Source organism: Neisseria sp. P0014.S002, assembly GCF_051958295.1.
Classification (GTDB): domain Bacteria; phylum Pseudomonadota; class Gammaproteobacteria; order Burkholderiales; family Neisseriaceae; genus Neisseria; species Neisseria flavescens_B.
This window is the reverse complement of the sequence record NZ_JBQCVO010000007.1, coordinates 80024-103469: the sequence shown is the minus strand read 5'-3', so window position 1 is coordinate 103469 and position 23446 is coordinate 80024. Positions and strand designations below refer to the sequence as shown.

Below are 23446 nucleotides of genomic sequence, written 5' to 3'. Positions count from 1 at the left end.
GTCTGAAACATGAACATTACCATCGTCGCCCCTTATTGCTCGCTGCCGTCCGAGCCTCATTTCAACCGCTTCTGGTATCTTGCCGAGCTGTTGTCGCAGTCGCATGACGTATTGCTGATTACCAGCAACTTCAAGCACTACGACAAATCTTTCAGACGGCCCGAAGATGCCGAGGCCGCCTCACAAGGCCGTCTGAAAGTGATGTTGTTGGAAGAAAGCGGATACAGCAAAAACGTGTCTTTAGGGCGCGTGACCAGCCATCACCGCTTCGTCAAACATTTTGAAAAATGGTTGGAAAACTGCCGTCCGGGCGAGCAAGACGTCGTCTTTTCCGCCTATCCGCTGATTGCCACCAACCTGCTCTTGGGCAAACACAAAGCGCGTTTGGGCTACAAGCTGATTGTCGATGTGCAGGATGTATGGCCGGAATCTTTCTCCTCAGTCGTACCGTTTTTGAAAAAAGTACCGCACAACCTGCTGCCCTTTGCTTCACGCGCCAACCAAGCCTACCGCTACGCCGACGCGCTGGTTGCCGTATCGCAGACTTATCTTGACCGTGCCAAAGAAGCCAATCCGAACGTACCCGGCGAAGTCGTCTATATCGGCGCGGATTTTCCCAAACTCGATGCCGCACCTGCCAAAGACTTCGGCGACGACAAAACCCGCTTCTTCTACTTGGGCACGCTCAGTTACAGCTATGACGTGGAAACCGTGTGCAAAGGCGTTCGCAAGCTGTTGGATGCCGGCGAAAACGTCGAGTTGCACATCATGGGCGGCGGCCCCGATTTAGACAGGCTCAAACAATATGCCTGCGACGGCATCCAGTTTTACGGCTACATTCCTTACGCCGAAATGATGTCGGTCGCCAAGGGCTGCGACATCTCCGTCAACGCCATCCACTCTTACGCCATGCAGTCGATTACCAACAAACTGTCCGACTATATGGCTTTGCAAAAACCGATTCTGAACAGCCAGGTCAACGACGAAGTTGCCGAAGTCCTTACCCTGCTGCCGCATGCGAACTACCGTTCCGGCGATGTGGACAGCTTCGTTCAAGCCGCCAAAGATATTTTGAAGCGCAAAGACGATCCTGTTCAGTCCGAAGAAATCGTCCGCCGCTTCAAGCGCGACGTTGCCTATCAAAAAATCGTCAACCTGATTGAAAGATTAGCTCATGAATAAATTTTTCAAACGCCTGTTTGACATTGTTGCCTCCGCCTCAGGGCTGATTATCCTGTCGCCTGTGTTTTTGATTTTGGTGTACCTCATCCGCAAAAACTTAGGCTCGCCTGTGTTCTTCATCCAAGAGCGACCGGGCAAGGATGGCAAGCCGTTTAAAATGATTAAATTCCGCTCCATGCGCGATGCAATCGATAAAGACGGCAACCCGCTACCGGACAGCGAACGCCTGACCGATTTCGGCAAAAAATTACGTGCCACCAGTTTGGACGAACTTCCTGAATTATGGAATGTCTTAAAAGGCGAGATGAGTCTAGTTGGCCCTCGTCCACTGCTGATGCACTACCTGCCGTTGTACAACGACTTCCAAAACCGCCGCCACGAAATGAAACCGGGCGTGACCGGTTGGGCGCAAGTCAATGGCCGCAACGCCATTTCATGGGATGAAAAATTCGCCCACGATGTTTGGTACATCGACAACTTCAGCTTTTGGCTGGATATCAAAATTTTGTTCCTGACGGTTAAAAAAGTCTTCGTCAAAGAAGGCATCTCAGCCGAAGGAGAAGCCACCATGCCTTATTTCACGGGTAATAAAACTGATGAAAAAAAATAACATACTGATTCTGTCGGCAGGTCGCCGTGTCGAATTGGTGCAGGACTTCCAAACCGAAGCCGCACGTTTTTCAGACGGCATCGGCGTTTTTGCCACTGACCTCAACCCCCACATGTCTTCTGCCTGCCATATTGCCGACCGCGCTTTCAGCGTGCCGCGCATCGATGCAGCCGAATACATTGACAGCATTTTCGAGCTGGCCCAACAACACGACATCGGTCTGATTGTGCCAACCATCGATACCGAGCTGCTCAAACTGGCTGAAGCACGTGACCGTTTTGAAGCTGAAGGAATACATATTGTCATTTCCGATGCAAAGCTAATTACCCTGTGCCGCGACAAACGCCTGACCGCAGGCCTGTTTGCACAATACGGCATCCGTTCGCCTGAAATTTACGAACGGGACCGCCTGGTTTTCCCATGTTTTGCCAAGCCTTATGATGGCAGCCGCGCCATCGGTGCGAAAAAAATCAATACCCCGGCTGATTTGACTGTCGACATTACCGAAGACCCGAAAATGATGTTCGCCCAATACATCGATATCGAGAATACTTTCTCCGAATTTACCGTCGATATGTATTACGACCGTCAAGGCCGTCTGAAATGCGCCATTCCTCGCGAGCGTTTGGAAGTGCGCACCGGCGAAGTCAGCAAAGGCGCAACCCGACGCAATACTCTGTATGAAGAGCTGGTTGAAAAAATGGCCGTATTGGATGGAGCACGCGGCTGCATTACCGCGCAATTCTTCGTCAGCAAAACCGACAACACAACCTACGGCGTGGAAATCAACCCGCGTTTCGGCGGCGGTTTCCCGCTGACTTACGCCGCAGGCGGCAACTATCCGGGCTGGCTGATTCAAGAATACATCGGCGGCCAAGACGTCCCTTTCTCCGACGACTGGGAAAACAATTTAATCATGCTTCGTTACGATGCTAAGGTTTTGGTAAGAGAACATGATTAAGCCGGAAGAATCCGTCATCGTCTTCGATCTTGACGATACGCTTTACTCTGAGTACGAATACAAATGCTCCGGAATACAGGCAGTTGTAGGGATAATTACGTCGCTTTACCCGCAATATGATGCCGACGTACTAAATGAAATTGCAGACAATAAAAGTAAAGACTGGCTCGATAATTTGTGTCATCATTGCAAATTAAACGAACTAGAGAAACAATCACTTTTATGGCAATATCGACTACACAGGCCTGTTATCCGACCCTATGTCGAACCGTCTTTTTTACGGAAGCTGATGCGCCCTTTTGCCGCACGCGCCCTGATTACAGACGGCCGCAGTCTGACACAGCGTTTGAAAATACAGGCCTTGGGTTTAACCGATTTGTTTGACGACATTTTGATTTCGGAAGCCATGCAATCGGAAAAACCCGACGATAAGCGTTTTGTCTTCCTGCAAAACAAATATCCGGCTGCAAAACGTTTCATCTACATCGGCGATAACATCAAAAAAGATTTTGTCGCACCCAACAAACTGGGTTGGCTCTCCATAGGCATCATGCCTAAGCCGCACAATATTCATCAAGCCGAGCCCGAGCAATACGGTCGTGAATACCAGCCCACCCTTTGGATAAACACCCTGGAAGAATTGACTACACTGACAACTTCCGCCACCGAAAAAGCAAATGCATAAGGGACATTTCTCCATGAAAATCTTATTTATGGGTCGTAAACAGGTTTCCGCCAACCTGCTTCGTTTTTTGACCAAACAAGACCATATCGAAATCGTCGGTGTCTTGACCGACAGCCATCTGCAAGGCTCGCCGACCACGGCTGCCGCGCAAGAATTGGGCTTGCCCCTGTACACCTTCGATACGGCTTTGGAAGCAATGCGAGAAGGCCGTCTGAATTACGATTTGGGCTTGTCCGTCCTGTATTGGCGCAAGCTGCGTGATGAATTCCTGAGCATTCCGACTTTAGGCACGATCAACTTCCACCCTGCACTGTTGCCCGAATACAAAGGCACAGGCGGCTACAACCTGGCCATCATGGACGAGCTGAACGAATGGGGCAATACTGCCCACTACGTCGATGCTTCCATCGATACCGGCGAAATCATCGAAGTGGACCGTTTCCCTATTGACGCTGAAACAGAAACCGCCCAATCGCTCGAACGCAAAACCATGCAGGCATTGGAAGATTTCGCACGACGCATCATCACCCGCGCCATCGAGTCGAAAATCAAATTGCCGACCACGCCAAACATCGGTGGCCGCTACGTCAGCCGCGATGAGATGGAAGCCATGAAGCAAATCTGCGACGGCGATAATATCGAGAAGAAAATCCGCGCCTTCTGGTTCCCTCCTTACGACGGCGCATACGTCGAAATCAACGGTCAGAAATACACCCTGATCAACCGCCAACTGCTGGAAGAAATCGCCCCCAAAGGCTCAACCAGTCTTTTCGCAGGAAAAACAAATGCTTAATACATCACTCTCCCCATGGCCAAGCTTTACTCAAGAAGAAGCCGATGCCGTTTCCAAAGTCCTGCTGTCCAACAAAGTCAACTACTGGACAGGTACGGAATGTCGCGAATTTGAAAAAGAATTTGCTGCTTTTGTCGGCACGCAATACGCCGTCGCCCTTTCCAACGGTACGTTGGCTTTGGACGTAGCCCTCAAAGCAATGGGCATCGGCCAAGGCGATGATGTGATTGTCACTTCGCGTACTTTCTTGGCTTCCGCATCCTGTATCGTGACCGCCGGTGCAAATCCGGTTTTCGCCGATGTCGATTTAAACAGCCAAAACATCAGCGCCGAAACCATCAAAGCCGCTTTGACGCCAAACACCAAAGCCATCATCGTGGTTCACCTTGCCGGTATGCCTGCCGAAATGGACGACATCATGGCTTTGGCCAAAGAACATAACTTGTGGGTTATCGAAGACTGCGCCCAAGCGCACGGTGCGAAATACAAAGGCAAATCCGTCGGCTCTATCGGCCACGTCGGTGCCTGGTCGTTCTGCCAAGACAAAATCATGACCACCGGCGGCGAAGGCGGCATGGTAACCACCAACGACAAAGAGCTGTGGAGCAAAATGTGGTCGTATAAAGACCACGGCAAAAGCTACGATGCCGTGTACCACCGCGAACACGCACCCGGTTTCCGCTGGCTACACGAAAGCTTCGGCACCAACTGGCGCATGATGGAAATGCAGGCTGTCATCGGTCGCATCCAGCTCAAACGTATGCCCGAATGGACTGCCCGCCGTCAAGCGCACGCCGCCAAACTGGCTGAAAGCTTGGGCAAATTTGCCAGCATCCGTTTGGTCGAAGTAGCCGACTACATTGAACACGCACAATACAAGTTCTACGTTTTCGTCAAACCCGAACACCTGAAAGACGGCTGGACGCGCGACCGCATCGTCAACGAACTGAACGCACGCAAAGTCCCATGCTATCAAGGCAGCTGCTCCGAAGTGTATTTGGAAAAAGCCTTCGACGACACACCTTGGCGTCCGAAAGAACGTTTGAAAAACGCTGTCGAGTTGGGCGACACCAGCCTGATGTTCTTAGTACACCCAACCTTGACCGATGAAGAAATTGCGTTCTGCAAAGAAAACATCGAAGCCGTATTGACTGAAGCCACGGCATAATCATTTTCAGACGGCCTGCAACTTCAGGCCGTCTGAAAAAATAAAACAGCCTGCTTCAAACAATCCGTACCAAGCCACATTACAACACTCAGACACAAGAAATATAAAATGAACTTGGAAACCCTGCTGGCTCTGCCGCGCAACCTTAAAAAAACCTTCTTCGTCATCCACGATATCTTGATGATATTCGTGGCGTTTTGGTTTGCCCAAAGCCTCAAAGTGCAATATTCCGACGAATGGTTGAGTATCGCCAACTGGCTGGCTTTCGGCAGCACCGCTGCGCTGACCATCATCCTTTTCATCCGTATCGGCCTCTATCGCGCCGTCACGCGCTTCGTCAGTATCCGCGTCCTGACCGCCGCCGCATTCGGCAGCATTATTTCAGCGGTCTTGTTCTGCCTGACCACCCTGATTTTTGAACAAAAACTGCACCTTGCCCTGCCCATCGTCTATTTCTTGGTCTTGGTGGTCGGTGTCACCAGCTCGCGCATGATCCTGCGTGCGATTCTGACCGACCATCACCGCAAACAAATGACACCCGTCATCATCTACGGTGCAGGCCAATCCGGCCGCCAGTTGTTGGAAGCCATCAAACAGGTTAACGAATACTCAGCCATTGCCTTTGTCGATGACAACCCGAAAATCCAACGTACCGTCATCTATGACCTTGCCGTCCACAACCCCAACGAAATCCCAATGCTGATCAGCCGTTACGGCGTCCGCAAAATCCTGCTGGCGATTCCAAGTTCTACGCCGGAAGAACGCAAAGACATCATCCGCCGCCTCGAAGCATACAAATGCGAAGTCCTGACCATTCCGGGCATGAAAGATTTGGTAGACGGCAAAATCAACGTCAGCTCATTGAAAAAAATCTCTGTGGTCGATTTGCTCGGCCGCGCCCCTGTGGCACCGCGCCCTGAATTGATGAGCGCCGACATCAGTGACAAAGTCGTGATGGTGACCGGCGCAGGCGGCTCTATCGGCTCCGAACTCTGCCGTCAGATTCTCAACTGCCGTCCGACCAAACTGCTGTTATTTGAATTGTCCGAATTTGCCCTGTACAGCATAGACAAAGAATTGCGCGAAACCCAAGCAGCACAAGGTAGCCAAGTCGAAGTCGTACCGCTTTTGGGTTCGGTTCAAAACAAAGAACGCCTTAGCAGCATCATGAAGGCCTATCACGTTGACACCGTCTACCATGCCGCGGCCTACAAACACGTCCCTATGGTCGAGTTCAACACCATCGAAGGCATTCAAAACAACGTGTTCGGCACACTCTGTTGCGCACAGGCCGCCGTAGATGCGGGCGTTTCCACCTTTGTTTTGATTTCCACCGACAAAGCCGTCCGTCCGACCAACACCATGGGCGCCAGCAAACGCATGGCCGAACTCTGCCTGCAAGCCCTTGCCGCCGAGCCGGAACAAAAAACACGCTTCTGCATGGTTCGTTTCGGCAATGTATTGGGTTCATCCGGCTCCGTTGTCCCCGTATTTGAAAAACAAATTGCCGAAGGCGGCCCGATTACCCTGACCCACCAAGACATTACCCGCTACTTCATGACCATTCCCGAAGCGGCACAACTGGTTATCCAAGCCGGCGCAATGGGTAAAGGCGGCGACGTATTCGTCCTCGACATGGGCGAATCCGTCAAAATCATCGACCTTGCCCGTCAAATGATTGTCCTCAGCGGCCTCAAAGTAAAAGACGAGCAACACCCCCACGGCGACATCGAAATCAAGATTACCGGCCTGCGCCCGGGCGAGAAACTTTATGAAGAACTGCTCATCGGCGACGAGGTGCAAAAAACCACTCATCCCCGTATTATGACCGCCAGTGAAGTAATGCTTCCATGGACGCAATTATCTGACATACTGTCGGAACTCCATACTGCCTGCCTAAAAAGCGACCAAGACAGCCTGCGCCAGCTTCTGTTACGCGCACCGACAGGCTTTGTACCCAAAGACGGTATCTGCGACTTGGTTTGGCAACAAAACAATAAGGCCGTCTGAACATTTTCAGACGGCCCGGACACCATCCCGCAAGGACTACTACATGAAAAAAACGCTCTCCCTGCTTACTCTATTCGCACTGACTGCCTGTAACAGCACGACAGTCATTCCTGGTTCAACCATCAAAACCAGAACCAAAACCATTGTTTACACCGATACCGACACCGCAGCTGATACCAACCTCGACAGCCGCGTTGCCGTTTACCCCATCACGCCCAATCTGATTGAAAAAATGCGCAAGCCGCCTGTACTTTCCCAAAGCAACCAAGGTTTGGAGCAAAGCAAAAGCGCATATCGCTACCGCATCGGCAGCGGCGACGTCCTCAATATTATGGTTTGGGCACACTCCGACCTCAACTCCCCTATCCAGCAAAGCAACCCGCAAACCAACCAAGTCAGCCGCGGTGCCTGGGTAGATGAGGGAGGTTATATTACTTACCCGTTGGCAGGCAAAATTCAAGCCAAAGGCAAAACTTTGGACGAATTGCAAAACACCCTGACCAGCCTTCTGAAACGCTACATTAAAAACCCTCAAGTAGCGATCAACGTTACCGAATTCCGTTCGCAACGTATTTCAGTATCCGGTGCCATCAACCAAGCAGGTCAGCTGCCGATTACCAATATCCCGATGACCATTTTGGATGCCATCAACCAAGCAGGCGGCGTCACCCAAAGTGCCGACACCCAACACATCAAATGGACGCACAACGGCGTCGACCTCACCCTCTCCCTGCAAGACATGCTGCAATACGGCGATATGTCGCAAAACCATCTTCTCAGCCATGGCGACATCGTTTACGTTCCTAACAGCAGCAACAACAAAATCTACATCATGGGTGAAGTCGGCAAACAAGCCACCCTGCCGATCGGCAATCACGGCCTCAACCTGACCCAAGCGCTCGGCGAAGTGGGCGGTATGAACCAAAACTATGCTGATGCAACCGGCGTATTCGTGATCCGCCGCGCACCTGAAGACGCGGCCAAACCTATCCACATCTATCAGCTCAACCTGAAAGATGCGACTTCTTACGCATTGGGCAGCGAATTCAAACTGCGTTCGGAAGACACCGTTTACGTTACCGCCGCCCCGGTTACCCGTTGGAACCGCGTAATGTCACAAATTACCAACTCCATCAGCAACGTCAACACCCTCGACAATACGTTTAAATAAACCGTGGTTCCTGCTGTCAGACCCTTGTTTGACAGCAGGATACAAAATCACGCACAATCCAAACCAATTACATAAACGGCATAAAAAAGCCGTATACACCGCACAAACGGAAAAGCAGTATCTTATAGTCTGACTCACGCTTTTTTTCAGACCATAAACCGAAAACAATATCATGTACCACAACATACTCATCGTCTGCCTAGGCAACATCTGCCGCTCCCCCACTGCAGAGCGGATCATGCAGAAAAAACTACCCGGCCATCAAATCAGCAGCGCCGGTATAAAAGCACTGGCAGGTAAGGATGCCGATTTCCAAGCCATTAAAACCGCACTCAAACACGGCGTTATCGTTGCAGGCCATACGGCACGCCAACTGACCGTCCCAATGTGCGAACAGGCCGATTTGATTCTCGTCATGGAGCCCAGCCAAATCGACATGGTGGCGGACATCCATCCGCCGGCACGCAGCAAAACCATGCTGTTTGCCCAATGGTTGCCTAAAAAAACCGTACCTGACCCATACAAACAAAGCAGCGAAATGTTTGAAGCCGTTTTTGAACAGCTCAATGCTGCCGCAGACACTTGGAAAACCAAACTAAACGGAAAAACTCAACCGGTATAAAACCGGCATGAACAAGAAAGCAAGCAATGAAAAAAACGACCTACACACCTTACAGCGCAGACAACGATGAAATCGACTTCGGCCAACAGCTGCGCGTAATTTGGACAAATAAATACAAAATCCTCGCCGCCCTGCTTGCAGGTGGCATTCTTGGCGCAGCCTTCAGCCTGGCATCCACTCCGCAATACCGTGCCGACGCCATGCTGGAAATTGAAACGCGACAAAACCAAATCCTGACCGAGATCAACAGCATCTTCAACAATCAAACCACGCCGTCTGAAGCAGAAGTCGAGCTGGTTCAATCACGCTTGGTGCTGGGTAAAACCGTTGACGACCTTCAGCTTGACCAAGAAGTCAAAGCCAAATATACACCCGTTATCGGCAGCCTGATGCACAACATCAGCGGCGACCCCGACCCCAAACTGACCGTCGGCAGCTTTACCGTACAAGACGAATGGTTCAACAAAACCTTTACGCTGACCGCCAAGAGCAACAAAGCCTATACCCTTACCCTACCTGACAACCGCGTCGTCGAAGGCAAGGTCGGCGTGCCTCTGAAAATCAACAATCAAACTACCCTCAAAATCGATCAAATCTTGGCCAACCCAGGTCAAGAATTTGCGTTGACCAAGTTCTCGCGCATCAGCGCCATCGAAAACATCCAAAGCAAACTGGCGGTCATCAGCAAAGGTAAAACCAGCCCCATCATCAACCTAACCTTTACCGGCACCGACCCTAAACGTACCAGCGTCATCCTCAACAGCATTGCCGACAACTACGTTGCGCAAAACCGCGAACGCGACGTCCAAGTTGCATCCAGCGGTTTGGCCTTCATCAGCGAAGAATTGCCACGCTTGAAAGAAACCTTGCAAGACGCTGAAAACAAACTCAATGCCTACCGCCAACAATCAGGCTCCCTCGACATTCCGCTCGAGTCTAAAGGCGCATTGGAAAGCCTGACCGGTATCGAAACCCAAATTACCCTGCTCAAAACCGAAGAAGCAGGTTTGGCCGAGCTGTACACGCCGGAACACCCTTCCTATAAAGCCGTATTGGACAAACTTGCCGTCCTCGAGCGCGCTAAAAACAAAATCAACCAACAAATCGCCGAGTTGCCGAACACCCAACAAGAAGTTATCCGCCTGACCCGCGACGTAGAAACCAACCAGGCTACCTACGTCCAACTGTTGAGCAAACAACAAGAACTCAACATCATGAAAGCCAGCGCGCAAGGTAATGTCCGCATCGTCGATTATGCCTATGTCCCCGAAAACCCCGTTGCCCCGCGCAAAGCCGTCATCACACTCCTGAGCGCACTTGCCGCAGGCTCATTGACCGCTTTGTGGCTGATGATTCGCAACCGCATGAAAAACGGCATTACTTCGTCCGAAGAAATCGAAAACCTCAACTTAGAAGTCGTCGCTCTTGTTCCGCACTCTAAAACCCAGCAAAAACGCGACTTCTTCAAAAGCAAATTCAAGAAAACCGGCGGCCGTTCCAACTATCTGCTGGCCAGCGAAGACCGCACCGACACGGCCGTCGAAGCCATCCGCGCCCTGCGCACCAATATCTACTTCTCCATGCTGGACGCGCCTAACAACGTCCTCATGATTACCGGTGCCGCGCCTGAAGCAGGCAAATCCTTTATCTCCGCCAACCTCGCCACCGTAATGGCGCAGTCGGGCAAACGCGTTCTGCTTATCGATACCGATATGCGCAAAGGCTACCTCGACCGACTCTTCGGCCTTACCCCAGAGTTCGGCTTGTCTGACATCCTCAACGGCAAAGCAGCTCCGGCCAAAGCCGTACAAGAAACCGGCATTGAAAACCTCCACCTCATCAGCAGCGGCAGCTATCCCAGCAATCCGTCCGAGCTTTTGATGGACAACCGTTTCAACGAGTTGCTTGCCCACGCCAGCCAACGCTACGATTACGTCATCTTGGACACGCCGCCCGTATTGGCCGTGACCGACGCCGTCATCATCGGCCAACATGCAGGCACCGTCCTGATGATCAGCCGTTATGCGCACACACGTGCACGAGAACTTGAGGCCAGCGTCGAACGCCTCAAACAAAACCACATCAACATCAAAGGTGTCGTCCTCAACGGCATGAAGCGCGAAGCCAACAACAGCTACGACTACTACGCCTACGATGCCTACCATTCCGGTAACAATAAATCATAAACCGAAGCAGGCCGTCTGAACTTTCAGACGGCCTAAGGCTTTTTAAACGGCACAAAATATTTTTCACAAACGCCGCCCTTGCACCCCAAAGCCGTTTGTTTTAAAGTAAGCCCCGTTCCCATATGGAAGAGAAACATGAAAATTACCGTCATCGGCGCAGGTTCGTGGGGTACAGCTCTCGCGTTGCACTTTGCGCACCACAACAATGAAGTTGCCCTTTGGACACGCAATCCCGACCAAATCCGCACCCTGCAAGCAGATCGCGAAAACAAACGCGGCCTGCCCGGCTTCCCTTTCCCTGAGTCCCTGACCGTTCACGCCGATTTGGGCGAAGCGCTGAAAGACAGCCAACTTGCCCTGATCGTTACCTCCGTAGCCGGCCTCAGAAGCAGCGCCGAGCTGCTCAAACAGCATAACGCCGCCGATATTCCCGTTCTCGCCGCCTGCAAAGGTTTTGAACAAGATACCGGCCTTCTGACTTTCCAAGTACTGAAAGAAGTCCTGCCTAACAATAAAAAAATCGGCGTTCTCTCAGGCCCGAGCTTTGCCCAAGAACTTGCCGCACAACTGCCTTGCGCCGTTGTGCTTGCTTCCGAAAACAAAGAATGGGTGGAAGAAACCACTGCCCAACTGAACACCAACGTAATGCGCCTGTACGGCAGCACCGACGTCATCGGCGTCGCTGTAGGCGGTGCCGTTAAAAACGTCATGGCGATTGCCACCGGCCTTTCAGACGGCCTCGAATATGGCCTCAATGCACGCGCCGCCTTAGTAACACGCGGCCTTGCCGAAATCACCCGCCTCGCCATCGCCATGGGCGCGCAACCCAAAACCATGATGGGCTTGGCAGGCATCGGCGACCTTATCCTGACCTGTACCGGCGCACTCTCGCGCAACCGCCGCGTCGGCCTCGGCCTCGCAGAGGGCAAAGAGTTGCATCAAGTGCTTGTCGAAATCGGCCACGTTTCCGAAGGCGTCAGCACCATTGAAGAAGTCTTCAACACCGCCGCCAAATACCAAATCGATATGCCCATCACTCAAACCCTGCTGCAGCTCATCCGCAAAGAAATGACCCCGCAGCAAGTCGTTGAACGACTGATGGAACGAAGCGCGCGCTTCGAATAAACGGTCGCGCCGTCTGCCATTCAGACGGCCTGACGCACAATATGACGGCCATAAGGCCGTCTGAAGGGAAACACATGAACCAATCACTGAACAATCTGGAAATCAACGTTTACCAACTTGTCCAAAAATTTGAAACGCTGGTTTCAGAAAACCGCCGCCTCAACGAAGAAATCGACAGACTCAAACTCGAGCAAGAGCAACAAAAACGCCAACACGACGCGGCCATTGACGAACTCAGCGAAGCCTTGCTGGTTCAAGTCGGCAAACTTAAAGAAGACCTGCAAAGCAAAATTGACAACCTGACTGCCGAAAAAGAAAACTACCGCAACGCGCTGGCCCAAAATGCAGACCAAATCCGCAGCCTCATTGCCCGATTGCCCCAAGAAACACAACAATAAAAGGATGCCCCGTGAGTATCGAACAAGTCAATCTCGACATCATGAATGTCAACTTCACCATCAACACGCCGAGTGAAGAAAAAGCCACCCTCCTGCAAGCCGTTGAAATGCTCAACAAAAAAAGCGACGCAATTAAAGAAAGCGGCCGCATCGTCGGCACGGACAAAATCGTCGTCATGGCAGCCCTCAACGTCGTACACGACCTCTTGAAAACCACCCTCAACGACGATTTGGCAATCGGTGAATTTGAGCGTAAAATAACCGACATGAACAACGCGTGCCAAAAAGCACTGGCGCGCTTGGAGCAAAACTGATTTTCCCCTTTTCCCTGCGGTGTTCGCAAAGGCATACATTCCTTTGAACCAATACGTTCGCTTTAGGTTGCCGGGAGCTGTAGTGGGCGCGAGCGTCCGTTTGTCGGACGCACCCGAAACTACCCGAGGTGACCGCCTTGTCAGCAAGGTTCAAGCGGATTCAGCCTAAACGGCACTCGTGGGGATTCCCTAAAAAAGCCATACCGACAGGTGTGGCTTTCCCCTTTCTAAGTAAAGACTTTCGTAAAGATTTCCGGCCGTCTGAAAAAACCGCATATTCATGCATCAAACACGCTCAATTAAGATTGACAAAAGCCAATCTCCTCTTTAAAATCCATAACTTTCTATATATATCTGGATTCCAACCATGAAAACCTTCTCTGCAAAACCCCATGAGGTGAAGCGCGAATGGTTCGTCATTGACGCAGAAGACAAAGTTCTGGGTCGTGTCGCAGCCGAAGTCGCACACCGTCTGCGCGGCAAACACAAACCCGAATACACCCCTCACGTTGATACCGGCGACTACATCATCGTCATCAACGCAGACAAACTGCGCGTGACCGGTGCTAAATTCGAAGACAAAAAATACTTCCGTCACTCTGGTTTCCCAGGCGGCATCTACGAGCGTACTTTCCGCGAAATGCAAGAGCAATTCCCAGGCCGCGCTTTGGAACAAGCCGTAAAAGGCATGTTGCCTAAAGGTCCTCTGGGCTACGCCATGATCAAAAAACTGAAAGTGTACGCCGGTGCCGAACACGGCCACGCTGCACAACAACCTAAAGTTTTGGAACTGAAATAATAAGGACACGACATGAACGGTAAATACTACTACGGCACAGGCCGCCGCAAAAGTTCAGTGGCTCGTGTATTCTTGACTAAAGGTACCGGCCAAATCATCGTAAACGGCCGTCCCGTTGACGAATTCTTCGCACGTGAAACCAGCCGCATGGTTGTACGTCAACCTCTGGTTCTTACTGAAAATGCCGAATCTTTCGACATCAAAGTTAATGTAACCGGCGGTGGCGAAACCGGTCAATCCGGCGCTATCCGTCACGGCATCACCCGCGCCCTGATCGACTTCGACGCAGCCCTGAAACCAGCCCTGTCTCAAGCAGGCTTCGTTACTCGCGATGCTCGTGAAGTTGAACGTAAAAAACCAGGTTTGCGCAAAGCACGTCGCGCAAAACAATTCTCCAAACGTTAATACGTTTTCAGAATCGAATCAAAAAGCCTTGCTCTGCAAGGCTTTTTTCATTTATAAAACAATAATCCGATATCCCCCGCAATATGTGATGAAAACCCTGCTCCACTACGCCAAATCATTGCTTCAGGCTGTGATTATCTTCATCTTCTTATCCCTGATTGTCGACTGGGTGCGCAAGCCTGACCAACCCTTGCAGTCGTCAGCACAAACACTGACTTTAACTGATGGGCAAACCACTTCCCTTCAATCCTTCAGCCAAAATCGGGTTGCCGTCGTTTATTTTTGGGGCAGCTGGTGTCGTATTTGTTCATACACATCATCAACCATAGAAAAGCTGCACCAAGACAATATCCCGACACTGGGCATAGCCTTACGCTCAGGAAGCAACGCAGACATCGCCCGCCATATGCAACAAAACAATCTATCCTTTCCAAACTTCAATGATTCAGACGGCCTGATGGCTCAAAAATGGAACATAGCCGTCACCCCGACCATTATCATATTAAAAGATGGCAAAATGATTCATCACACATCCGGCCTTTCCAGTTATATCGGCTTAAAAATCAGAATTTACTTGGCTAATATCTTCAGCTAAATTCATTGAAAATCCACTAAAAATAGAAAATCTAAAGAATAATTTCACCTGAATATATTCAACCAAGTCCATTTCATAAATAAATAAACTATCTCTTTCCCAATAACATATGATTTTGTTGAGATTATAAAGAAAATAGACTAAGATATAACCATAAGAACAATTGGAAACATTATTATCAAAACAAACTGTTAGAGATCTTCATCTAATATTGTGGCAGTGATGCTTTTGTTCCCATGACCCGGCTGCCGATGGTAGCCTTAAAACAGCAATATTCGCCTTTATCAATCTACCTACGCTTCAACGGTTTGATTTTTGATAACACCGGAGACTTAGTAATGCCCAATCAATCTAAACATGCATCTATCAATATCGGTCTGATTCAGGCGCGGGAAGCATTGATGACCCAATTCCGCCCTATTCTGAACCAAGCCAATATTACCGACCAGCAATGGCGTATCATCCGGCTCTTAGCGGAAAACGGCACACTTGACTTTCAAGATTTGGCCAATCAGGCCTGCATCCTTCGCCCCAGTCTGACCGGTATTCTTACCCGCCTGGAAAAAGCAGGTTTGGCCGTCCGCCTGAAACCTTCCAACGACCAACGCCGTGTTTACCTGAAACTGACGCCCGAAGGTGAGAAACTCTATGAATCCACCGGCGCATTGGTTGACGAACGCTACGATGCGATTGAAAAAGTTCTATCCAAAGAAAAAATGGCACAACTCAAAGAACTCTTGGCAGAGCTGGCAAAAATCGAACAGGCATTAAAATAAAGAAAGCCGGATGACAGACTCAACACACACACTCAAGAGATCATTTCGAGATGCCATGGCCTCCTGTGCCGCCGGCGTGCACGTTATCACGACAGACGGCGAAGCAGGACGCTATGGCATTACCATGACTGCCGTCACTGCCGTTACCGACGAACCGCCGACGGTCATGCTGTGCATCAACCGCCAATCCGCCATCATTCCCATCCTGCAAGGCAACCGTGATTTGTGTATCAACACGCTCAATGACAGCCAGCAGGATATCGCCGAACACTTTGCCGGACTGACCGACCTCTCACCCGAAGAACGCTTCGAATACCATATTTGGCATAGAGGGCAAACCGGGCAGCTCGAAGTCGAAGGCGCGCTGGCGCATCTGCACGGCAGCATTGTCGATCAACGCGAAATCGGCACGCATTACGTCTTTTTCGTTCAGCTCAACGAAATCCGCAATACCGACACGCAAGCACCGGCATTGCTGTATTTCCGTAGGCAATTCAAATATTTGGCATAAATAAAGGTCTCAGGCCGTCTGAAACATCGGTTTCATTTTTCAGACGGCCTGAGACCTTTCCTGTTTCACACATTATAGGCACACCCATGAAAGCAATGATACTGGCCGCCGGTCGCGGCGAACGCATGCGCCCCCTGACCGACCACACGCCCAAACCCTTACTCGAAGTAGCTGGCACGCCGCTTATCGGTTGGCACTTACGCCGCCTGCAGCAGGCCGGTTTCACTGAAATCGTCATCAACCATGCCTGGCTTGGCCAGCAAATCGAAGATACCTTGAAAGACGGTTCGGGCTACGGCGTGCGCATTGCCTATTCTCCAGAGTGCGCCGGAGGCCTGGAAACCGCCGGCGGCATTGCCACCGCCCTTCCCCTTTTGGGCGACGAGCCGTTTTTGGTCATCAATGGCGACGTATTGACCGACATTGATTTCCAAGCTGCACGACTGGCTGCCAAGCGTATGCAGGAACACAACCTTCTCGCCCATTTGTGGCTGGTGGACAATCCGCCCCATCATCCCGAAGGCGACTTCGGTCTGCTTTCAGACGGCCTGGTATCCGCTTCATCCGCAGACGGCCAAGCCCTGACTTTCAGCGGCGTGGGCGTTTATCATCCTGCGCTTTTCAAAGATACTCAGGCGCACCAAGCTGCCAAACTTGCCCCGCTGTTGCGTCAGGCCATGAGCCAAAGCCAAATCAGCGGCGAACACCACAACGGCCTTTGGTTGGACGTCGGCACAGTTGAACGCCTGCAAGAAGCCGACCGTATCGCCCAAAGCTGGTAAAACAAAAGGGGCGTTCCGATACATCCCTTGCAATATCAAAGGCCGTCTGAAAATATTGGTCAACCCATTTTTCAGACGGCCTTAATTTATCATCAAGCTTTGGCCAATTTCTTTTCTTTCTTCATTCCCAACAAGCCATTGACGATCATCACGCACAATCCCGACCAAATCAGACCATAACCGATCAATGCGCCTTTTTGCACCGGCTCGCCCAGCCACACAATCGACACGATAAAGAGCAATACAGGTTCCAAATAGCTCAACATACCGAACACCGCAACCGGAAGTAACTGATTCGCCTTCAAATTCAAATGCATGGATATTGCGCTATTGAAGCCTAGCAACACAATAAAAAAGATTAATGCCGGTTTGACCGCAATCATCGCCGGCGTATCTGTTGCCAGCAAAATATACGCCAACGCAAACGGCGTAATCATCATTAAATCAAAGGTCAGACCGATTAAAGAAGGCACGCCCAGTTTTCGGCGCAGCAGATAATAAAACGGATAAGTACCAAACACCCATACAGTCGTCCACGAAAACGCACCCGACCGTACCAATTCACATGCCACGCCTGCACATGCCAACGCAACGGCAACCGTCTGCAATCGGTTTAAACGCTCTTTAAACCAAATCCTTCCACCCAGCATCATCGCCAAAGGAAACAGGAAATAACCCATGGCGATGTTTACCCCTTCCCCGTTGACCGGCCCCCAGACAAAAAGCCACAACTGGCTGGCAAATATCGGCGTCGGCAATACAATCAACAGCCACCGCTTCCAATCGCGGCCGATATTGTTCGCAAACCGCGCCGCCGCCTGCCAACCGTTGACCATCGTCATCAGCACGCATAAAGCCGACAGCATCGCCACCATACGCCACGCAAAAATTTCCGTGCCGCTCATCGGCTGCATCCATACTCCGTACAGAAACAGCATGGCAAACAATGCATTGGACGTTATGGCCGCCAGCAAACCTTTAGATAAATTCGTCATTTCAGACGGCCTTTCATTGCACCGAAACAGTCTAATTATCAACCCTGCTTCACAATATCCGACAGCGGCCAGCGCGGTTTGACATTGAATGCGCCGACAGCCTGACGCTCGGCAAGACGCATCGCACCGGCAAAGGCAATCATTGCGCCGTTGTCGGTACAGTATGCCATCGGCGGGAAATAAACATTGATTTTTTCTTCCTGCGGTTTGGGTTTGCCTTTTTCAGACGGCACTTTGACGGTTAAGCGCGAAAATTCATCGCGCAGTTTCCAGTTTGCACCCACGCCGCCGGCAACCACCAAAGTTCTGAAGCCGGTATCCAACAACGCTTTTTTGGCTTTGGCCGCCAATACGTCAACTACCGCATCTTGGAAAGCGCGGCAAATGTCGTTGCGTGTTTGTTCCGAAATTTCATCGCTTCCGGTTTCAGCACAGACTTTTTCGACAGCGGTCAAAACGGCTGTTTTCAAACCGGAAAAGCTCATCTGCAAATCGTGCGAATGGAGCATGGGGCGTGGGAATGTGAAGGCATCAGGCGTACCGAGTTTGGCCAGCTCGGATAATTTGGCACCGCCGGGATAAGGCAGGCCCAAGAGCTTGGCTGTTTTATCAAATGCCTCGCCTGCCGCATCATCCACACTTTCACCCAGCAAGGTGTAATCGCCGATACCGCGTACAGCCATAAATTGCGTATGTCCGCCCGACACCAGCAAAGCAACAAATGGAAATTCAGGCTTGTCGTCTGCCAACAAGGGCGAGAGCAAATGGCCTTCAAGATGGTGAACAGGGATAACGGGCTTGCCGATGGCAAATGCCAAGGCATTGGCGAAGCCTGAACCAGCCAGCAATGCGCCGCCCAAGCCCGGGCCTTGCGTAAAGGCAACCGCGTCAATATCGGCATAGCCAACGCCGGCTTCCTTCAAGCAACCTTGCGTCAACGGCACGACACGGCGGATATGGTCGCGGCTGGCCAACTCGGGGACAACGCCGCCGTATTCGGCATGCATCGCCATCTGTGTGTGCAAATGATGCGCCAACAAGCCGCGCTCAGTATCGTAGAGCGCAACGCCGGTTTCGTCGCAAGATGATTCAATTCCTAATACCAACATGGTTTGAGGCCGTCTGAAAAAATGATTAAAAACGATTCAGACGGCGTTTTCTCCGAAAACGGAAAAAGGCCGTCTGAAATAAAGTGTGGGATAGGCTGCTTACAAAGTGCCGTAAGAATGCAGGCCGCTCAAGAACATATTCACGCCGATAAAGGCAAAGGCGGTAATGATCAGGCCGATGACCGCCCACCAAGCCAACACTTTGCCGCGCCAGCCTGCCACCAGCCGCAAATGCAACCAGACCGCGTAATTCAGCCAAACGATGAATGCCCAAGTTTCTTTCGGGTCCCAGCTCCAATAGCGGCCCCACGCGTCGGCCGCCCACAATGCGCCGAGAATGGTGGCAATCGTGAAGAACAGGAAACCGACGGCAATCGCTTTGTACATGACTTCTTCAATGACTTGAGATTGCGGCAGCCATGATTTTTTGCCCGCATCTTCTTTTCTGAGCGCCAACAGTTCGGCAATACCCAGCATGGCGGCGATACAGAATGCGCCGTAGCCGATAAAGTTGGCCGGAACGTGGATTTTCATCCACCAAGACTGCAAAGCAGGAATCAGCGGCTGAATGGTATGCGCCTCGCGCGAAACGCTGTACCACAAGACAAATCCGACCACAATCGCCATAAAGCTGAAGACAAAGCCACCCAGTTTTTGTACGGCAAAACGGCCTTCGTAATAGAGGTACATCAGCGCCGTAATGACCAAGAACAAGATGAATACTTCGTAAAGGTTAGAAACCGGAATATGGCCGGCATCGGGACGCAACAGATAGCTTTCATGCCAGCGCACCAGCAAACCGACAAAGCCCGCCATCGCGGAAACCCACGCAAACACGGTACCCATGCCCAAAAGCGTATTGGTCGGCACATTCTTGCGCACCGCCGCTATCGCACCGACGATATAGGCAAACAAGGCAAAGAACACAAACGCGCATTGCCACATAATCGCCGACTGGCTGCTTAACAGGTATTTGAGCAGGAAGCCGTCTGCGCGTTTGATATCGCCGCCATACAAATCAACAGCCAAATACGCCAGGCACACGCCCACAGGGATAAACCAGCGCATCGGTTTGAAAAACCAACCCAGAAAAACGGCAATACCGGCACTCGCCCACAAAATCACCATTTCGTAGATGTCCATGTGCAGACCGACCTGGGTTTGGGCAATAAACGCACCGATGGCAATCAGCAGTGCGAATGCCCAGTCGAAGAGGTTGAGGTTTCGGATAAATGATTTGTGTGTCAGAAGCTCATGCTCGGGCAAGGCCTGATGTTTGTTATTCATGGTTCAAATCCTTGGCAAGCTGCTGCAATTGCCGTGTGTGTTGCGGAAATTCTTTCTGCAAGTCGCGTTCGTTGCGGCTGGAAGACATGGCAAAACGGATACGGCCGTCTGAAAACAGCAGCCAAGCGCGTTTTTCACGAATATAGAACATAAACACCGTACCCAACACCAGCAATACTGAACCCAGATACACCAAGAATGCGCCCGGCGAACGGGTCATCTGCAATCCGGAAGAACGCACTTCGGAATAGCCGTCCAATTGCAGCAACATCGGCGCAGGATACTCGGTCAAACCGGTGTACGCGTCCATTGCATGCAGCAGGAAGCGGTTGCGCTTTTCGTCTTGCGGCCAAGCCGGCAGGTTGTATGTACTGATCGTGTCTTCCAAAGCGGCGTTCATCACGCCATAGAGCATCTCGTAGAAATAGCCCTGCATTTTTTCCTGCTGGTCTTTGGGAATATTGGTGGTAACAAATTTGTCCAAAGCCAAATAGCCGCCTTTAGCAAAAATCGACAAGGTGTTTTCCGCCGCCGCCATGAATTGCTCACGGATTTCGGCAGGCGCGCCTTTAACGGCATTGGCAACGGTTTTACGGCGTGCCGCATCGTCTTTCAGATATTGGCGCAAAGCCATAAAGGTGTCGATTTGGCCATTTTTATCCATCGGAATGCGCAACCAGCGGTATTGCTGCGCCAAGCCGCTGCGTGTGCCGGTGATGAAGAAATAGTCTTCATCTTGTTTTACCGGCAACATATAGTTTTTATATTCGACCGCCTGCCCTGCTTTGTCGCGGATGCGGTAAACGATAGACGGGCCGATATTGGTGTATTTTTTGCCTTCTTGACGGACGGAGCGAACATCATTAATGGCGGATTTCAGGTTTTGCTCTTTTTCAGACGGCTCGCTCATGTCTTCGACGTTCATCGAAGTAAACTGGTCGAATTCCAGTTTATAAGAGGTCTTGCCCAAATCCAGCGGAAACTCGCGCATGGAAGTCGCTTTAAGTTTGACCGGAGTGCGGTCGGCATCGGCTAGATTCCACGCTTTAAACGTCAAGTCCGAGCCGCCGTCAGCGAAACTTGCCTGATAAACCGTAATACCGTGCAACGTCAAAGGATGGTTGACGCGGATGGTGTGTTCGCTGACTTTGCCGGTCGCCTTGTCCGTGACTTCCAAGTCGCTGGCGAAATCGCGCGGCATACCGGTATCGTAAAAGTCGATATGGAATTTCTTTAATTTGACCGAAAACGGCAGGTCTTGCACCAGCATGCCGTTATCCGCATTGAGAAACACCACATCCGCGCTCTGCCCTTCCGCGATATTGACATTACCCCTAAACGACAGGTTGGATTCACCCAACACGCTTTCGGGCTTAAAGTCTTTGGCGTAAACCGCAGTATTGTCCGGCATGACTTGGCCGGTGAGCATGCCGATTTTCAGCAGGATATTGCTGTCTATCAAACCGCCCAAACAAATCACAATCAGCGCGGCATGGGCAAAGATATAGCCCCATTTGTTCATCGCGCCTTTTTTCGCCGCCACCAAAACCGAACCGTCTTCACGCGTAACGGTTTTGCAGCCGTAGCCTTGTACTTCCAAATACCGTTGCGCGACTTCGGGCGTCACCTGTCCGTCTAAAACGATGGAATGGCGCATTGCCGCCAATGATTTTTCCTTCGCGTTTTCACGAAAGGAACGAATCTCGCGCAAAAACGGCGGAACATTGCGAATCAGGCACAATCCGGTGGAAATCACCAAAAACATCATGATGATAACGAACCACGCCGAGGCGTACACGTCGTACAGGCCCAAAAAGCCGAAAATGTGCGACCAAAACGGGCCGAATTTCACCAAATAATCGACTTGTGGCTGGTTTTGCTGCAAGACCGTACCGATAATCGAAGCCACGCCCAGCAGGCTGAGCAGAGCAACGGCAAAGCGCATGGAGCTGAAAAAGGCAAACCATGGTCTACGGATAAGTGGGACGGATGATGAAGATTTACTCATGTTTCAACTGTCGGCTTTGAACAACCCAATCAATCGGGCTACGATGGACGTTATGATGCGAAAGGAAGAATACTGCATATTGTAGTCAAAATCTTGCTGTCGCTATTTGAAAAAACCAATCAGGCTTATCGGCATATATTGGCTAAGGCCGTCTGAAGGGTTTTCAGACGGCCTGTATCAATAAGCTCGTTTCAAAACGAAATTAGTGCAAACCTTGGATGAAGTTGGCTACTGCGTTCAACTCTTCTTCGCTCAGGCGGTTGGCAATATCGGCCATGATGGCGTTTTTGCGTTGGCCGGATTGGTAAGCTTTCATTTGCTCGACAACGTAAGCTTTGTGCTGGCCGCCCAGACGAGGATAGGCTTGGATTTCAGTACCGCCGCCAGGGATACCTGCGCCGCTAGGACCGTGGCAAGACATACATGCCGGCAGTTTTTTAGCGCTCAGGCCGCCGCGATAGATTTTCGCGCCCAGCTCTGGGTTTTCTTTAGGATTGGCTTCGCCCGGTTTGCCTTGTTGTTTGGCATAGTAGGCGGCAGCGTCGCGGATGTCTTGTTCGGACAAGTTCATCACCATCGGTTTCATCACGCCGGCAGCACCGTGGGTACGGGTACCGTCTTTGATGGCCATGGTTTGACCGTAGGTGTAGGCCGCGGCCTGACCTGCCAGTTTAGGATAAGTTGCGATACCGCTGTTACCATCGGCTGCGTGACACGCCGCACAGATAGTAGTCGCTACCTGTTTGCCTTTTTCAGCATCTGCTTTAGGGGCAGCGGAAACCGCACCGGCAGCCAATACCAAGGCCAATAAAGTCAATCGTTTCATGGAGTGCTCCTGATTACAGCATTGCGTACCGCGTCAATGCCTTTTTTATACTCAAATACCGGGGAATTTTCCCGATTAAAACCGATAATTCTATAAACGTGCTATTCTATACCAAGTTTACATTAAAT

At 51.1% G+C, this 23446-nt stretch carries 24 protein-coding genes and 1 other RNA gene; 20 read left to right on the top strand and 5 right to left on the bottom strand.

Annotated elements, in window-relative coordinates:
* Positions 1-9: 9 nt before the first annotated feature.
* From ACTHSX_RS08170 to murU, 20 genes are all read left to right on the top strand, one after another.
* Positions 10-1182, top strand: a complete 1173-nt coding sequence (locus ACTHSX_RS08170) for a glycosyltransferase (protein ID WP_440377345.1) — start codon at positions 10-12, stop codon at positions 1180-1182.
* Positions 1175-1792, top strand: coding sequence for a sugar transferase (locus ACTHSX_RS08165; protein ID WP_049333552.1), 618 nt, complete (start codon positions 1175-1177; stop codon positions 1790-1792). The genes ACTHSX_RS08170 and ACTHSX_RS08165 overlap by 8 nt, the downstream gene beginning before the upstream one ends.
* Entirely contained in the window at positions 1779-2753 is a 975-nt protein-coding gene (locus ACTHSX_RS08160; protein WP_440377344.1) for an ATP-grasp domain-containing protein, read from the top strand. The genes ACTHSX_RS08165 and ACTHSX_RS08160 overlap by 14 nt, the downstream gene beginning before the upstream one ends.
* Positions 2746-3438 (top strand): HAD family hydrolase, encoded by a 693-nt coding sequence (locus ACTHSX_RS08155; protein ID WP_440377343.1) that lies wholly within the window; start codon positions 2746-2748, stop codon positions 3436-3438. Before ACTHSX_RS08160 ends, ACTHSX_RS08155 begins: the two co-directional genes overlap by 8 nt.
* A 13-nt stretch (positions 3439-3451) precedes the next feature.
* Positions 3452-4231, top strand: a complete 780-nt coding sequence (locus tag ACTHSX_RS08150; RefSeq protein WP_440377342.1) for a methionyl-tRNA formyltransferase — start codon at positions 3452-3454, stop codon at positions 4229-4231.
* Positions 4224-5399 (top strand): DegT/DnrJ/EryC1/StrS family aminotransferase, encoded by a 1176-nt coding sequence (locus ACTHSX_RS08145; RefSeq protein WP_070825859.1) that lies wholly within the window; start codon positions 4224-4226, stop codon positions 5397-5399. The genes ACTHSX_RS08150 and ACTHSX_RS08145 overlap by 8 nt, the downstream gene beginning before the upstream one ends.
* 108 nt (positions 5400-5507) lie before the next feature.
* Positions 5508-7409, top strand: a complete 1902-nt coding sequence (locus ACTHSX_RS08140) for a polysaccharide biosynthesis protein (protein WP_440377341.1) — start codon at positions 5508-5510, stop codon at positions 7407-7409.
* Positions 7410-7452: 43 nt separating this feature from the next.
* On the top strand, positions 7453-8580 hold the full coding sequence (locus tag ACTHSX_RS08135) for a polysaccharide export protein (protein WP_440377340.1): 1128 nt from the start codon (positions 7453-7455) through the stop codon (positions 8578-8580).
* Between the two features lie 172 nt (positions 8581-8752).
* Entirely contained in the window at positions 8753-9202 is a 450-nt protein-coding gene (locus ACTHSX_RS08130; protein ID WP_440377339.1) for a low molecular weight protein-tyrosine-phosphatase, read from the top strand.
* A gap of 26 nt (positions 9203-9228) precedes the next feature.
* On the top strand, positions 9229-11388 hold the full coding sequence (locus ACTHSX_RS08125; RefSeq protein WP_440377338.1) for a polysaccharide biosynthesis tyrosine autokinase: 2160 nt from the start codon (positions 9229-9231) through the stop codon (positions 11386-11388).
* Positions 11389-11523: 135 nt separating this feature from the next.
* A complete protein-coding gene (locus ACTHSX_RS08120; protein ID WP_440377337.1) occupies positions 11524-12513 on the top strand; it encodes an NAD(P)H-dependent glycerol-3-phosphate dehydrogenase in 990 nt (329 codons plus the stop codon).
* A 74-nt stretch (positions 12514-12587) separates the two neighbouring features.
* Positions 12588-12911 carry a hypothetical protein gene (locus ACTHSX_RS08115; RefSeq protein ID WP_440377336.1) on the top strand — a complete coding sequence of 108 codons (324 nt, stop codon included), beginning with the start codon at positions 12588-12590 and terminating at the stop codon, positions 12909-12911.
* An 11-nt stretch (positions 12912-12922) separates the two neighbouring features.
* The gene (locus ACTHSX_RS08110; RefSeq protein WP_003681511.1) at positions 12923-13225 is read left to right on the top strand and encodes a cell division protein ZapA; all 303 of its coding nucleotides are present in this window, start codon (positions 12923-12925) and stop codon (positions 13223-13225) included.
* 8 nt (positions 13226-13233) lie between these two features.
* Positions 13234-13414, top strand: a non-coding RNA gene (ssrS, locus tag ACTHSX_RS08105) — 6S RNA.
* A gap of 178 nt (positions 13415-13592) precedes the next feature.
* Positions 13593-14024: a 50S ribosomal protein L13 gene (gene rplM / locus ACTHSX_RS08100; RefSeq protein WP_003684605.1), complete on the top strand. Its 432-nt coding sequence runs from the start codon at positions 13593-13595 to the stop codon at positions 14022-14024.
* Between the two features lie 12 nt (positions 14025-14036).
* Complete coding sequence (gene rpsI / locus ACTHSX_RS08095; RefSeq protein ID WP_003681515.1) at positions 14037-14429, top strand: 30S ribosomal protein S9; 393 nt, start codon at positions 14037-14039, stop codon at positions 14427-14429.
* Between the two features lie 88 nt (positions 14430-14517).
* On the top strand, positions 14518-15024 hold the full coding sequence (locus tag ACTHSX_RS08090; RefSeq protein ID WP_440377335.1) for a protein disulfide oxidoreductase: 507 nt from the start codon (positions 14518-14520) through the stop codon (positions 15022-15024).
* Positions 15025-15362: 338 nt separating this feature from the next.
* Positions 15363-15800: a homoprotocatechuate degradation operon regulator HpaR gene (hpaR, locus tag ACTHSX_RS08085; protein ID WP_003681518.1), complete on the top strand. Its 438-nt coding sequence runs from the start codon at positions 15363-15365 to the stop codon at positions 15798-15800.
* A 10-nt stretch (positions 15801-15810) separates the two neighbouring features.
* The gene (gene hpaC / locus ACTHSX_RS08080; RefSeq protein WP_285071478.1) at positions 15811-16311 is read left to right on the top strand and encodes a 4-hydroxyphenylacetate 3-monooxygenase, reductase component; all 501 of its coding nucleotides are present in this window, start codon (positions 15811-15813) and stop codon (positions 16309-16311) included.
* Between the two features lie 86 nt (positions 16312-16397).
* Complete coding sequence (gene murU / locus ACTHSX_RS08075) at positions 16398-17093, top strand: N-acetylmuramate alpha-1-phosphate uridylyltransferase MurU (RefSeq protein WP_440377334.1); 696 nt, start codon at positions 16398-16400, stop codon at positions 17091-17093.
* 92 nt (positions 17094-17185) lie between these two features.
* On the opposite strand, the gene rarD is transcribed toward murU, so the two are convergent.
* The 5 genes from rarD to ACTHSX_RS08050 all read right to left on the bottom strand — a co-directional run bounded on the left by rarD (position 17186) and on the right by ACTHSX_RS08050 (position 23318).
* Positions 17186-18088 carry an EamA family transporter RarD gene (gene rarD / locus ACTHSX_RS08070; RefSeq protein ID WP_440377333.1) on the bottom strand — a complete coding sequence of 301 codons (903 nt, stop codon included), beginning with the start codon at positions 18086-18088 and terminating at the stop codon, positions 17186-17188.
* Between the two features lie 38 nt (positions 18089-18126).
* Positions 18127-19197 (bottom strand): tRNA (adenosine(37)-N6)-threonylcarbamoyltransferase complex transferase subunit TsaD, encoded by a 1071-nt coding sequence (gene tsaD / locus ACTHSX_RS08065; protein WP_070584675.1) that lies wholly within the window; start codon positions 19195-19197, stop codon positions 18127-18129.
* Positions 19198-19296: 99 nt separating this feature from the next.
* Positions 19297-20484, bottom strand: coding sequence for a c-type cytochrome biogenesis protein CcsB (gene ccsB, locus ACTHSX_RS08060; RefSeq protein WP_440377332.1), 1188 nt, complete (start codon positions 20482-20484; stop codon positions 19297-19299).
* Complete coding sequence (locus tag ACTHSX_RS08055; protein ID WP_440377363.1) at positions 20477-22429, bottom strand: cytochrome c biogenesis protein ResB; 1953 nt, start codon at positions 22427-22429, stop codon at positions 20477-20479. Before ACTHSX_RS08055 ends, ccsB begins: the two co-directional genes overlap by 8 nt.
* A gap of 265 nt (positions 22430-22694) precedes the next feature.
* Positions 22695-23318 (bottom strand): c-type cytochrome, encoded by a 624-nt coding sequence (locus tag ACTHSX_RS08050; RefSeq protein WP_003684518.1) that lies wholly within the window; start codon positions 23316-23318, stop codon positions 22695-22697.
* Between the last annotated feature and the right edge of the window lie 128 nt (positions 23319-23446).